Below are 11,768 nucleotides of genomic sequence, written 5' to 3'. Positions count from 1 at the left end.
GTCGACGTGTCCGAGATCCGCATCCGCCGCGAGCACGACCTGGGCCTGGACGAGGCGCGCAAACTCGCCTTGAAGTGGGCCGAAGAGGCCGAGCGCCGGTTCGGCATGGACTGCACGGTCGTCGAAGGCGAGTTCAGCGACACCGTCGAGTTCAGCCGCAGCGGCGTCAAGGGCCAGCTCGTCGTCGCGGCCGACCACTTCGACCTGCAGGCCAAGCTCGGCTTCCTGCTCGGCGCGTTCAGCAAGACGATCGAGACCGAGATCGAGAAGAACCTCGACGACCTGCTCGGCGCACGCCAGGCGCTGGCCAGGGCGCCCGCTGCCAGCGCCGGCAACGGTGCGGCGAAGAGGGTCGCCGCGAAGAAGAACGGCAACGGCGCGCGCAAGAAGGCGTAGTGAGGCGTCGTGCGCCGCGGCCGCCGGTCGGCTACTTCAGCGATTCGATCAGGTCGATGTACTCCTGCATCGCCGCCTCGGCGCTCTTGCCCTTCTGCTCGTTCCAGGCATCCCACTTCGCGCGGCCGACCATGTCGGTGAAGCCGGGACGCTTGCCCTCGACATCGCCCTCGGTGGCCTGCTTGTACAGCGCGTAGATCTTCAGCAGCGTCGCGTTGTCGGGGCGCTCGGGCAGCGTCTTGCTGTCGGCCACGGCCTGTTCGAAGCGGGACTTGAGGTCGGCCATCGCGCGTCTCCTGGTCGGTGAAAATGGGCCTTGACGGGCGGGATGTTAACCAGCATCGTGCCCACGACCACCGCCTCCAGGAGCCTGTCGATGTCCTCTGCCGCCGAGCGCATGTCGCGCGTCGACACCGCGTGGCTGCGCATGGACAGCGACGTCAACCTGATGATGATCGTCGGCGTGTGGCTGCTCGCGCCGGCGGTGTCGTACGAGGCGGTGTGCGAGCGGCTGCGCACCGCGCTGCTGCGCTACCCGCGATTTCGCCAGAAGGTCGTCGAGGACGCGCTGGGCTACCTGTGGGTCGACGACGAGCATTTCGACATCGAGCGCCACGTCAGCCGCGAGCGGCTGGCGCGCCGGCGCGGCCAGAGCGAGCGCCAGGCGCTGCAGGAGCGCACCGCCGAGCTGGCGACGACGCCGCTGGACCGCGAGCACCCGCTGTGGCACTGGCACCTGATCGAGGACTACGAGGGCGGCAGTGCGATCATCATCCGCATCCACCACTGCATCGGCGACGGCATCGCGCTGATGTCGGTGCTGCTGTCGATCACCGACGGCGGCCACGCGCCGCCGCGGCGGCGCCCGCGCGGCAACGGCCGCGACGGCGACTGGCTCGCCGACACCGTCGTGCGCCCGCTGACCGACCTGACGGTGCGCGCGATCGGGCTGTACGGCGAGGGTGTGGCCAGGTCGCTCGACCTGCTCGCGCACCCGGGCAAGCCGCTGGCCGGCTCGCTCGACATGGCGCGCGTCGCGCTGCAGGTCGCCAGCGACGCGGCGTCGCTCGCGCTGATGCCCGACGACTCGCCGACGCGACTGAAGGGCCACCCGATCGGCCTCAAGCGCGTCGCGTGGTGCGAGCCGCTGCCGCTCGACGACGTCAAGGCGGTGGCCAAGGCGATGCACTGCACCGTCAACGACGTGCTGCTGTCGTGCGTGGCCGGCGCGATCGGCGCGTACCTGCGCGAGGTCGGCGACGACCCGGCGGGCAAGGAGATCCGCGCGATGGTGCCGGTCAACCTGCGCCCGCTCGAGCAGGCGCACGAACTGGGCAACGGCTTCGGTCTCGTGCCGCTGGTGCTGCCAATCGGCATCGAGCACCCGATCGAGCGGCTGTACGCCGTGCACGCGCGCATGAGCCAGCTCAAGGACAGCTACCAGCCGCTGCTGGCGTTCCTGATCCTCGCGGCGTCGGGGCTGCTCGTGAAGCCGGCGCAGGACCTCGTCACGGGCCTGTTCGCGAAGAAGACGACCGCCGTGATGACCAACGTGCCGGGCCCGCGCGAGCCGCTGAAGTTCTGCGGCTCGACGCTGCGGCAGAACATGTTCTGGGTGCCGCAGTCGGGCCACATCGGCATGGGCGTGTCGATCCTCAGCTACGGTGGCGGCGTGCAGTTCGGCCTGATCACCGACAAGAAGCTGTGCCCCGAGCCGCAGAAGATCATCGACCGCTTCGCGCCCGAGTTCGCGAAGCTGCTGTGGGTGACGATGATGCTGCCGTGGGGCGATCAGCTCGAGGCGCTCGAACCGAACGGTTCGCCGGGGTACGGCCCACCGGCGCGAAGCGCATCGCCAGCGCGATCTCGCGCAGCCAGCGGTGGCCGGCGTCGTGCTGCGCGCGCCAGTGCCAGTGCATCGACACCGTGAATGGCGGCAAGCCGAGGTCGGGCTCGACGACCTGCAGGTCGTGCCGCTGCGCGAAGCGCTGTGCGGGCCGCAGCGGCAGGATCACCGCGAGGTCGGTCGCCGCGAGGATCGTCGGCACGACCATGAAGTGCGGCAGCGCGAGCCGGATGCGCGGCTCGAGCCCGAGCATCTGCAGCGCGCGCGCCGGCTCGGCGTGGCTCTTGACGACGATGAAGTCCAGCCGCTCGAGTGCGGCACGGTCGGTCAGCCGCCTGGCCAGCGGATGGCCGCGGCGCAGCAGCACGACGTAGCGCTCCTCGAGCAGCGGCGCGTGCTCGGTGCCCACGAGCGCCGGCAGGTAGCCGAGCGCGAGGTCGAGCCGGCCGTCCTCGAGCGCGGGGCCGATCGCCTGCGGCTCCATCTGCACCGCCTCGACGCGCACGCCCGGCGCCTGCGCACCGACGGCGGCCATGATCTGCGGCAGGAACTCGTCGGCGCCGATGTCGCTCATGTGCAGCGTGAAGCGGCGCACCGAACGCGCGGGGTCGAACGCGTCGGCCTCGTGCAGCGCGGCGTCGAGCAGCTGCAGCGCCGCGTCGACCTGGCGTGCAAGCCGCTCGGCGCGGCGCGTCGGCGCGACACCGCCGGGGGCGCGCACGAACAGCGGGTCGCGCAGCGCGAGCCGCAGCCGCGTCAGCGCGTGGCTCGTCGCCGGTTGCGACAGCCCCAGGCGCTCGGCGGCGCGGCTGACGTTGCGCGTCTCGTGCACGGCGCGGAAGACGTGCAGCAGGTTCAGGTCGAGCTCGTGCAGATGCATGGGATGAATCGTACTTAGTGATTTCATTGCATGGACGAATGACGCGCCGCTGGCTAGATTGCTCGCCTCGGCACAACACGGCGGCCACGGCGTGGAAGTCCAGTTCACCGAAGAGATCGAGCAGCTCAAGAAGGGCGCCGGGCAGACCTTCCAGGGCGAGGGCATCCTCGCGATCACGAAGGCGCTGCTGCAGTCGGGCGTGGCCTACATCGGCGGCTACCAGGGCGCGCCGGTGTCGCACCTGCTCGACGTGATGGTGCAGGCCAAGCCCTATGTCGACACGCTCGGCGTGCACGTCGAGGCCTGCGCGAACGAGGCGTCGGCCGCGGCGATGCTCGGCGCGAGCCTGCACTACCCGCTGCGCGGCTGCGTGACGTGGAAGTCGATCGTCGGCACCAATGTCGCGGCCGACGCGCTGTCCAACCTCGCGTCGCCGGGGGTGGTCGGCGGCGCGCTGATCGTCGTCGGCGAGGACTACGGCGAGGGCGCGAGCGTGATCCAGGAGCGCACGCACGCCTATGCGCTCAAGAGCACGATGCTGCTGCTCGACCCGCGCCCCGACCTGCCGACGATGGTGCGCATGGTCGAGCACGCGTTCGCGCTGTCGGAGGCGTCGAACATGCCGGCGATCCTCGAGCTGCGCATCCGCGCGTGCCACGTGCGCGGGCGCTTCGAGTGCAAGGACAACGTCGCGCCGGCGTGGTCGACGCGCCACCCGATCGACGAGCCCGCCGGCTTCGACTACATGCGCCTCGCGCACCCGCCGGTGACGTTCCGCCACGAGAAGCTCAAGGTCGAGCAGCGCATCCCGGCGGCGCAGCGCTACATCGCCGAACACCGGCTCAACGAACACGTCGCGGGCGACTTCGCCGACGTCGGGCTGATCGTGCAGGGGGGGCTGTACAACGCGACGCTGCGCGCACTGCAGCAGCTCGGGCTGGCCGACGCGTTCGGCGCGAGCCGCGTGCCGCTGCTCGTGCTCAACGTGACGTTTCCGCTCGTGCCCGACGAGGTCGTCGCGTTTGCCGCCGGCAAGCGCGCGGTCGGCGTGCTCGAGGAGGGCAGTCCCGAGTACATCGAGAAGGACGTCGTCGCTGCGCTGCGCCGCGCCGACGTGCCCACGCCGCTGCACGGCAAGGACCTGTGGCCGGCCGCGGGCGAGTACACGGTCGAGGTGATCGCGCAGGGGCTGGTCGCGTTCGCCGAGCGCCACCTGCCGCAGGTCGACCTCACCGCCGCGCGCGCGTGGCTGGCCGGCAACCGCGCGCGGCGCGACGACGTCGCGAAGGCGATGGGACCGCTGCCGGCGCGCCCGCCGGGCTTCTGCGTCGGCTGCCCCGAGCGGCCGGTGTTCTCGGCGCTCAAGCTCGCGCAGGCCGAGGTCGGGCCGGTGCACGTCGCGGCCGACATCGGCTGCCACGCGCTCGCGACCTTCGAGCCGTTCAGCTCGGGGCACTCGATCCTGGGCTACGGCATGAGCCTGGCCAGCCGCGCCGGCGTCAGCCCGATGATGCAGCGCCGCACGATCGCGGTCATGGGCGACGGCGGCTTCTGGCACAACGGGCTGCTGACCGGGGTGCAGTCGGCGCTGTTCAACGGCGACGACGCGGTGCTGCTGATCATGAAGAACGGCTACACGTCGGCCACCGGCACGCAGGACATCATCAGCACGCCCGACGACGAGGCCAAGGCCGCCGCGGCCAGCGCCGGCACGCTGCACCAGAGCCTGGCCGACAAGAACCAGACGATCGAGACGACGCTCAAGGGGCTGGGCGTGCAGTGGCTGCGCACCGTGCACACCTACGAGGTCGACGCGATGCGCCGCACGCTCGAGGAGGCGCTGACGAGCGACTTCACGGGGCTGAAGGTGATCGTCGCCGAGGGCGAGTGCCAGCTCGAGCGGCAGCGGCGCATCCGGCCGTGGATCGCGCAGCGCCTCAAGCGCGGCGAGCGCGTCGAGCGCGTCAAGTACGGCGTCGACGAGGACGTGTGCAACGGCGACCACGCGTGCATCCGCCTCTCGGGCTGCCCGACGCTGACGCTGAAGGACAACCCCGACCCGCTGAAGGTCGACCCGGTGGCCACCGTGATCGACGGCTGCGTCGGCTGTGGGCTGTGCGGCGCCAACGCGCACGCGGCGACGCTGTGCCCGTCGTTCTACCGCGCCGAGGTCGTGCGAAACCCGAGGTGGCACGAGAAGCTGCTGCACGCGCTGCGCGCGCCGCTGGTGCGCGCGCTGCAGACCGCCTGAACCCCGCACCCCCATCGACAAGAGAACGAAAGGAGACGACGATGACCCGAACCGCACCCCTGTCGCGCCGCGGCGCGCTGGCGCTGGGCATGGCGCTGGCGCTGGCCGGCGCCGCCCTGCCGGCCGCGGCGCAGACCTTCCCCGACAAGCCACTGAAGCTGATCGTCAACTTCCCACCCGGCGGCGCCGCCGACGTGATCGGCCGCGCCGTCGCGCAGGCGATGGGCGAGTCGCTGAAGCAGCAGGTCATCGTCGAGAACCGGCCCGGCGCCAACGGCAACATCGGCGCCGAGGCGGTGGCCAAGTCGCCGGCCGACGGCTACACGCTGCTGATGAGCAGCGGCGGCGCGATGACGGTCAACCCGTTCCTGTACCGGCAGATGCCGTTCGACGCCGAGAAGGACCTCGTGCCCGTCGCGTCGGTCGCGCGCGTGCTGGTGTTCCTGATGGCGCACCCGTCGGTGCCGGCGAACAGCGTCGCCGAGTTCGTCGCCTACGCGAAGGCCCACCCGGGCAAGCTCAGCTACGGCTCGGCGGGCCAGGGCAGCTCGCCGCACCTGGCCGCCGAGATGTTCACGCGCCAGGCCGGCATCCAGGCCACGCACGTGCCGTACCGCGGCGCCGCGCCGGCGCTCACCGACCTGCTCGCCGGCCAGGTGCAGTTCATGTTCGACCCCGGCCCGGGCCTGAAGCACGCCGCCGAGGGCAAGCTCAGGCTGCTCGCCGTCGGCAGCCCGCAGCGCGCGTCGCAGCTGCCGAACACGCCGACGCTGGCCGAGTCGGGCTTCCCCGGCTTCGACGCCGACACCGTGTTCGGCATCTACGCGCCGGGCGGCACGCCGGCCGCGCTGGTCGCGCGGCTGCACGACGAGGTCAACAAGGCGGTGGCGAGCGCGAAGGTGCAGGAGGTCATCAAGGGCATCGGCGGCGAGCCGCTCGCGCTGACGCGGCAGGCCTTCATCGAGCGCCAGAACGCCGACCGCGCGCGCTTCGGCAAGTTCATCCAGGACGCGGGCATCAAAGCAGAGTGACGCCATGCCTGGCACCGACTCGCGCCCGATCACGATCCTCGTCTGCGCGCTCGGCGGCGAGGGCGGCGGCGTGCTGTCGCAGTGGCTGTTCGACACCGCGCTGGCCTGCGGCCACAGCGCGCAGAGCACGTCGATCCCCGGCGTCGCGCAGCGCACCGGCGCGACGACGTACTACCTCGAGGTCCACCCCGAGCCCGACGCCGCGCTCGGCGGCCGCCGGCCGGTGTTCAGCCTGAACCCGGTGCCCGGCGCGATCGACCTGCTGGTGTCGTCGGAACTCCTCGAGACGGTGCGCCAGATCGGCCTGGGCATGGCCAGCGCTGAGCGCACGACGGTGATCTCGTCGTCGTCGCGCGCGCTGACGGTGGCCGAGAAGATGCAGCCCGGCGACGGCCGCGTCGGCGACGCCGCGCTGCTGGCGACGCTGCAGCGTCACGCGCGTGCGGCCGAGGTGTTCGACATGAGCGCGCTGGCGCGCGAGACGGGCACCGTGATCAGCGCGGTGCTGCTCGGTGCGATCGCCGCATCGGGCGTGCTGCCGTTCGCGCGCGAGGCCTACGAAGCGACGATCCGCCGCAGCGGCCGCGGCGTCGACGCGAGCCTGGCCGGCTTCGCGCGGGCCTATGAGCGCGTTGCAGCGAGTCGGCGCCAGCGCGCACAGGCCGAGCAGGCGCTGCAGGCGGTGACTGCCGCCGCCGGCGCCAAGGCCCGCGACGGCGCGCCTGCGCTGCCGGTGGCGGTGCGCGACGCGTTCCCGGCCGCGGTGCACGACGTGCTCGCGCTCGGGCACGCGCGCCTCGTCGACTACCAGGACGCGCGCTACGCGGCGCTGTACGTGCAGCGGCTCGCGCGCGTGCTCGATGCCGAACGCGCCGGCGACCCCGGCGCGGCGCTCGGCCACGCGACGACGCGCGAGGCGGCGCGCTGGCTCGCGCTGTGGATGGCGTTCGACGACATCGTGCGCGTCGCGCATCTGAAGCTGCGCGCCGCACGGGCGCAGCGCGTGCGCGCCGAGGTCGGTGCCCGCGACGACGAACTCGTCAAGGTGTACGACCACTTCAAGCCCGGCGTGCCCGAATTCGCTGCGCTGCTGCCGCAGCCGCTGGCCGACCGCCTGCTCGCGTGGGACGCGCGCCGTCGCGCGCAGGGCCGCGCCCCGTGGGCGCTGCCGCTGAAGGTCGGCACGCACACCGTGCTCGGCGCGCTCGCGCTGCGCACGGTCGCGGCCCTGAAGGGCCAGCGCCGGCGCGGCAGCCGCTTCGCGCTCGAGCAGTCGCTGATCGAGCGCTGGCTCGCCGCCGTCGAGCATGGTGCGCGCGAGCACGCGGCGCTCGGCCACGAACTCGCGCAGTGCGGGCGGCTGATCAAGGGCTACGGCAGCACGAACGAGCGCGGCAAGGAGAACCTGCTGCACATCGTCGACCACCTCGCGACGCGGCCGGTGCCGCCTGCCGAGCGCGCCGCCGCCGTGCGCGCCGCGCGCGAGGCGGCGCTGGCCGACGAGGGCGGGCGCGCACTCGACCGCGCGCTGGTCGCGCACGGCGCGCCGCCGCGGCCGCCGAAGCCGCAGCCGGTGCGCTTCTACCGGCGGCGGCCGCAGACCTGAGCGGCGTCAGTCGTCGAGCTCGGCGCGCGCCATCTCGACGTCGAGCCGTTCCATCGCGTCGATCGGCTCGCACGCGGCGGCCTCGGCGTAGAGCTTCTCGGCCTCCTTGAGCTTCTTCTCGCCCTCGAGCATCACGAGGCCGTTGGCGTACTCGACCCTCGCGATCGCGCTCCTCGGGTTGAGCTTGAGTGCCTCGCGGTACATCTTCAGCCCGGTCGCCGCGTCGGCGCCCTGCGTGCGGCCGATCAGCTTGCCGACCTTGTCGATCACCTCGGCGTGGAACGCGCCGAGCGCGATGTGTGCGTCGGCGTGCTTCGGCGCGAGCTCGATCGTCGTCTCGAGCGCGTGCTTGACCTTGGCACCCAAACCCTGTGCGAGCGCCTTCGCGACGCTGATGCCCTGGCCGTAGCGGCCGAGCGCGTAGGCCTGCCAGTACCACGCGTTGGGGTTCTTCGGCTCGGCGGCCTGCTGCTTCTCGGCGCGCTCGGCCGCCTCGAGGAACATCGCGAGCTTGGTCTTCTCGCTCTTCTCGAGGTAGTTCGCGTAGATGCACTGCGCCTTGTTGGCCACCGTGAGGCCGGCGCCACCGGCCTTCAGGCCCGCTTCGTAGGCCTTCTGGAACTCGCCGGCGTGAAACAGCGCCCACGCGGCCTGCACCGCCTCGTCCTTCGGCCACGGCTCGACGTCGCCGGCGTGCAGCCGCGGCCAGTGCTTCTTCAGCGCCGCGGGGTCGTAGCGGTACGCGCTGGCGTCGTACGGGAAGGGGGTCCACTTGGCCATCGTCGTCTCCTCGTCGTTGGCGTTCTCGGGGCTGCGGCGCGCCGTCGCTCAGCTCGTGCGGTAGGGGCCGGCGAGCGTGTGCAGGTGCTCGGCAGCGGCCGGCTCCAGGTACGGCGCGAGCAGGCTCAGCACGTGGTAGGCGCCACGCGCGAGCGCCGCGCCGGCGGCGTCGGGCTCGAGCGCGTGGCGCGGGTCGCGCACGTATTCGTAACTCAGCCAGTAGGTCAGCACGACGACCATCGCGGTGGCCACCGGCTCGGCCTCGCGCGCGCCGATGCGCACCGCGCTGCCGCGCGCCAGCCCGTCGAGCACCGCGCGCACCGCGCGGCCCTTGTCCTTGAGCACGCCCTGGAACTGCGTCTCGAGCCGGCGGTTCTTCGACAGCAGGTCGTTGAGGTCGCGGTAAAGGAAGCGGTACTGCCAGATCAGCTCGAACAGCATGTGGAAGAACAGCCACGCGTCCTCGACGTGGCGCACGTCGTCGGCGGCGCGCAGCAGTTCGGCGAGCGCCTTCTGGTAGCGCGCGAACAGCGCGTTGATCAGCTCGTCCTTGGCCGGGTAGTGGTAGTACAGGTTGCCCGGGCTGATGTTCAGTTCGGCCGAGATCAGCGTCGTGCTGACGTTGGGTTCGCCGAAGCGGTTGAACAGGCCGAGCGTGACGTCGAGGATGCGCTCTGCGGTGCGGCGCGGTGGCTTCGCGGGCTTTGGCGACGGCATGGTGCGCCGATTCTGGCGCATCGGCGTGCGCGCCCGGCGCGGGTGCGGCGCCGGCCTAGAATCCGCGCCCCATGCCCGCGATCAGCTTCCAGCACGTCAGCAAGGTGTATCGCGGCGCGCGCGGCCCGCTGCGGGCGCTCGACGACGTCACGTTCGACATCGAGCGCGGCGAGTTCTTCGGACTGCTCGGGCCCAACGGCGCCGGCAAGACGACGCTGATCTCGATCCTCGCCGGGCTGGCGCGCGCGACCGAGGGCCGCGTCACCGTGATGGGCCACGACGTCGTCGCCGACTACGCCGCGGCGCGCAAGGCGCTGGGCATCGTGCCGCAGGAACTGGTGTTCGACCCGTTCTTCAGCGTGCGCGAGACGCTGCGCATCCAAAGCGGCTATTTCGGCGTGCGCGGCAACGACGCGTGGATCGACGAGCTGCTCGAGGGGCTGGGCCTCGCGGACAAGGCTGGCGCGAACATGCGGCAGCTCTCGGGCGGCATGAAGCGCCGCGTGCTGGTCGCGCAGGCGCTGGTGCACCGCCCGCCGGTGATCGTGCTCGACGAGCCGACCGCCGGCGTCGACGTCGAACTGCGGCAGACGCTGTGGCAGTTCGTCGCGCGGCTGAACAAGGCCGGCCACACGGTGCTGCTGACGACGCACTACCTCGAGGAGGCCGAGGCGCTGTGCGCTCGCATCGCGATGCTCAAGCTCGGGCGCATCGTCGCGCTCGACCGCACCTCCGCGCTGCTGGCCGGCACCGCGAGCACGATGCTGCGCTTCAAGACCGACGACGCGCTGCCGCCCGACGTCGCCGCGCACGCGCGCGTGACGGGGCGCATCGCGCAGGTCAGCGCACACGACGCCGCCGAGGTCGAGCGCATCCTCGCGCGGCTGCGCGAGGCCGGCGTGCGCGTCGAGGACCTCGAGATCGGCCGCGCCGACCTCGAGGACGTGTTCCTCGAGATCATGCAATCGGCCCACACGACGACGCGATGAAGCTCGAAGGCGCGACGACGCTGTTCTACAAGGAGGTGCTGCGCTTCTGGAAGGTCAGCTTCCAGACGATCGCCGCGCCGGTGCTCACCGCGGTGCTGTACCTGCTGATCTTCGGCCACGTGCTCGAGGACCGCGTCGAGGTCTTCCCGGGCGTGGGCTACACGAGCTTCCTGATCCCGGGGCTCGTGATGATGAGCGTGCTGCAGAACGCGTTCGCGAACAGCTCGTCGAGCCTGATCCAGAGCAAGATCACCGGCAACATCGTGTTCCTGCTCGTCACGCCGCTGTCGCACTGGGCCTGGTACGTGGCCTACGTCGGCGCGTCGATGGTGCGCGGGCTGATCGTCGGCGCCGGCGTGTTCGCCGTCACGGTGTGGTTCGCGCCGATGCGCTTCGAGCAGCCGGGGTGGATCGTCGTCTTCGCGGCGCTCGGCGCCGCGCTGATGGGCTCGCTGGGGGTCATCGCCGGGCTGTGGGCCGAGAAGTTCGACCAGATGGCGGCGTTCCAGAACTTCATCGTGATGCCGCTGACCTTCCTCGCCGGCGTGTTCTATTCGGTGCACGGGCTGCCGCCGTTCTGGCTCGAGGTCAGCCACCTGAACCCGTTCTTCTACATGGTCGACGGCTTCCGCGCCGGGTTCTTCGGCGCGAGCGACGTGTCGCCGTGGATCAGCCTCGCGGTGGTCGGCGTCGCGTTCGCCGCGGTCGCGGCGATCACGCTGCGGCTGCTCGCCAGCGGCTACAAGCTGCGCCAGTAGGCGCCGAGGTCGGGCACGCACGCGGCGAGCGCCGGCGGCAGCGGCACGTCGAGCAGGTACGCTGCCGCCGCGAGCACGGCCGCGGCGTCGTCGCTGGTGGCCAGCGCCGTGTCGTCGGCCCACGCCTGCACCCATGCGCGCACCGGTAACGGGCGCTGCAGCGCCGCCAGCCGCTGCAGACGCACCAGCGTAGGCGCCACGGCGCGCGGCGTCACCGCAGGCACGGCGAGGTCGGCCAGGCCCATCGCACGGCGCGCGCGCCTCGCCCACGCGGCGGTGCGCGCGGTGTCGCCGCCAGCGCTGGCGGCGATCACGTCGGCGAGCCACTGCGTCGCGAGGGCGGCGTCGCGGTGGCGGGCGGACAGCGTGTTGCGCGCGTTCGGTGCCGCGAACGGCAGCGCCCGCGCGCGCAGCCGGTGCCGCAGCAGCAGCCCGCGCAGCGCGACGTCGGGGCTGCGCGCCACGGCGCGTGCCTCGGCCTGCAACGCCCGCCGCGCGGCCGCGGGGGCCTGCG

Annotated in this window: 11 protein-coding genes and 1 pseudogene; 7 read left to right on the top strand and 5 right to left on the bottom strand. The window is 72.1% G+C overall.

Going from position 1 to position 11,768, the window contains the following annotated elements; genetic code table 11:
- Positions 1–6 precede the first annotated feature (6 nt).
- The gene (locus MOJ79_RS10145; protein ID WP_241924058.1) at positions 7–396 is read left to right on the top strand and encodes a polyhydroxyalkanoic acid system family protein; all 390 of its coding nucleotides are present in this window, start codon (positions 7–9) and stop codon (positions 394–396) included.
- Between the two features lie 31 nt (positions 397–427).
- Here MOJ79_RS10145 and MOJ79_RS10140 read toward each other — a convergent pair whose 3' ends face one another.
- Complete coding sequence (locus MOJ79_RS10140) at positions 428–682, bottom strand: acyl-CoA-binding protein (protein WP_241924057.1); 255 nt, start codon at positions 680–682, stop codon at positions 428–430.
- A 90-nt stretch (positions 683–772) separates the two neighbouring features.
- Here MOJ79_RS10140 and MOJ79_RS10135 point away from each other — a divergent pair, with 90 nt between their 5' ends.
- Positions 773–2,326 carry a wax ester/triacylglycerol synthase family O-acyltransferase gene (locus tag MOJ79_RS10135; protein ID WP_336606322.1) on the top strand — a complete coding sequence of 518 codons (1,554 nt, stop codon included), beginning with the start codon at positions 773–775 and terminating at the stop codon, positions 2,324–2,326.
- Here the strand turns inward: MOJ79_RS10135 and MOJ79_RS10130 are convergent.
- A pseudogene (locus MOJ79_RS10130) lies at positions 2,313–3,122 on the bottom strand (LysR family transcriptional regulator); the annotation flags it as partial. The gene MOJ79_RS10135 and the pseudogene MOJ79_RS10130 sit on opposite strands and share 14 nt — an antisense overlap.
- A gap of 91 nt (positions 3,123–3,213) precedes the next feature.
- On the opposite strand from MOJ79_RS10130, the gene MOJ79_RS10125 reads away from it, so the two are divergent.
- From MOJ79_RS10125 to MOJ79_RS10115, 3 genes are read left to right on the top strand one after another with little or no spacing between them, the layout of a single operon-like run.
- Positions 3,214–5,373: a thiamine pyrophosphate-dependent enzyme gene (locus tag MOJ79_RS10125; RefSeq protein ID WP_241924055.1), complete on the top strand. Its 2,160-nt coding sequence runs from the start codon at positions 3,214–3,216 to the stop codon at positions 5,371–5,373.
- Positions 5,374–5,414: 41 nt separating this feature from the next.
- Entirely contained in the window at positions 5,415–6,404 is a 990-nt protein-coding gene (locus tag MOJ79_RS10120) for a Bug family tripartite tricarboxylate transporter substrate binding protein (RefSeq protein WP_119291521.1), read from the top strand.
- Positions 6,405–6,408: 4 nt separating this feature from the next.
- Positions 6,409–8,010: an indolepyruvate oxidoreductase subunit beta family protein gene (locus tag MOJ79_RS10115; protein ID WP_241924054.1), complete on the top strand. Its 1,602-nt coding sequence runs from the start codon at positions 6,409–6,411 to the stop codon at positions 8,008–8,010.
- Positions 8,011–8,016: 6 nt separating this feature from the next.
- Here MOJ79_RS10115 and MOJ79_RS10110 read toward each other — a convergent pair whose 3' ends face one another.
- On the bottom strand, positions 8,017–8,790 hold the full coding sequence (locus MOJ79_RS10110; protein WP_241924053.1) for a hypothetical protein: 774 nt from the start codon (positions 8,788–8,790) through the stop codon (positions 8,017–8,019).
- A gap of 48 nt (positions 8,791–8,838) precedes the next feature.
- A complete protein-coding gene (locus tag MOJ79_RS10105) occupies positions 8,839–9,507 on the bottom strand; it encodes a TetR/AcrR family transcriptional regulator (RefSeq protein WP_241924052.1) in 669 nt (222 codons plus the stop codon).
- Between the two features lie 71 nt (positions 9,508–9,578).
- Between MOJ79_RS10105 and MOJ79_RS10100 the strand changes: the two genes are divergently transcribed.
- Together MOJ79_RS10100 and MOJ79_RS10095 are read left to right on the top strand one after the other, a co-directional pair.
- The gene (locus tag MOJ79_RS10100; protein ID WP_241924051.1) at positions 9,579–10,496 is read left to right on the top strand and encodes an ABC transporter ATP-binding protein; all 918 of its coding nucleotides are present in this window, start codon (positions 9,579–9,581) and stop codon (positions 10,494–10,496) included.
- Positions 10,493–11,254: an ABC transporter permease gene (locus tag MOJ79_RS10095; protein ID WP_241924050.1), complete on the top strand. Its 762-nt coding sequence runs from the start codon at positions 10,493–10,495 to the stop codon at positions 11,252–11,254. The genes MOJ79_RS10100 and MOJ79_RS10095 overlap by 4 nt, the downstream gene beginning before the upstream one ends.
- On the opposite strand, the gene MOJ79_RS10090 is transcribed toward MOJ79_RS10095, so the two are convergent.
- A partial coding sequence (locus MOJ79_RS10090) for a hypothetical protein (RefSeq protein ID WP_241924049.1) occupies positions 11,236–11,768 on the bottom strand: 533 nt, incomplete at its 5' end. The genes MOJ79_RS10095 and MOJ79_RS10090 overlap by 19 nt on opposite strands.

Origin of the sequence: Calidifontimicrobium sp. SYSU G02091, from assembly GCF_022631395.1 — a bacterium.
GTDB classification, from domain to species: Bacteria; Pseudomonadota; Gammaproteobacteria; order Burkholderiales; family Burkholderiaceae_C; genus Calidifontimicrobium; species Calidifontimicrobium sediminis.
The sequence above is the reverse complement of the archived record's forward strand: the minus strand, read 5'-3'. Positions and strand labels throughout refer to the sequence as shown.

Bases quoted from the DNA above. Each gene is read 5' to 3' on its own strand.
- MOJ79_RS10110 (WP_241924053.1), bottom strand. From the start codon at position 8,790: ATGGCCAAGTGGACCCCCTTCCCGTACGACGCCAGCGCGTACCGCTAC.
- MOJ79_RS10115 (WP_241924054.1), top strand. From the start codon at position 6,409: ATGCCTGGCACCGACTCGCGCCCGATCACGATCCTCGTCTGCGCGCTC.
- MOJ79_RS10095 (WP_241924050.1), top strand. From the start codon at position 10,493: ATGAAGCTCGAAGGCGCGACGACGCTGTTCTACAAGGAGGTGCTGCGC.
- MOJ79_RS10120 (WP_119291521.1), top strand. From the start codon at position 5,415: ATGACCCGAACCGCACCCCTGTCGCGCCGCGGCGCGCTGGCGCTGGGC.
- MOJ79_RS10105 (WP_241924052.1), bottom strand. From the start codon at position 9,507: ATGCCGTCGCCAAAGCCCGCGAAGCCACCGCGCCGCACCGCAGAGCGC.
- MOJ79_RS10140 (WP_241924057.1), bottom strand. From the start codon at position 682: ATGGCCGACCTCAAGTCCCGCTTCGAACAGGCCGTGGCCGACAGCAAG.
- MOJ79_RS10100 (WP_241924051.1), top strand. From the start codon at position 9,579: ATGCCCGCGATCAGCTTCCAGCACGTCAGCAAGGTGTATCGCGGCGCG.
- MOJ79_RS10135 (WP_336606322.1), top strand. From the start codon at position 773: ATGTCCTCTGCCGCCGAGCGCATGTCGCGCGTCGACACCGCGTGGCTG.